Genomic DNA, 323 nt, shown 5'->3' with positions numbered 1-323 from the left:
AGCTGGTTGTTGAGCACACAGGCGATGTCGAACTCGACCATGAGCACGCCCTTGTCCTGGGCATAGGCCTGGACCTTGCGGGCGATGGCCAGGGACTCGGGGCGCCATACGGTTTCCAGGATGCGCTTGTCCTGGCGGCCGGCGCGCGTACCGGCCTGGGGGGCGGCGCCGGGGGCGTACTTGCCGCTGAGCACACCTCGGGCCTGCGGGCTGAACGGCACGATGCCCAGGCCATGGTGGGCGGCGGCGTGGATCTGTTCGGGCTCGGCCTGGCGGTTGACGATGTTGTACAACGGCTGGCTGTCCACAGGCTTGGGGATGCC

The 323-nt window shown here is 68.7% G+C and carries 1 protein-coding gene; it reads right to left on the bottom strand.

Features of this window, described 5'->3' with window-relative positions:
• Positions 1 to 323, bottom strand: a 323-nt coding sequence (locus M2D63_RS25620; protein ID WP_285865876.1) for an aldo/keto reductase, incomplete at both ends; no start/stop codon positions are given.

The sequence above is a fragment of the Pseudomonas sp. BJa5 genome (assembly GCF_030272875.2).
Lineage (GTDB): Bacteria > Pseudomonadota > Gammaproteobacteria > Pseudomonadales > Pseudomonadaceae > Aquipseudomonas.
Note: the sequence above shows the minus strand (reverse complement) of the source record. Positions and strands in the feature narration are given on the sequence as shown.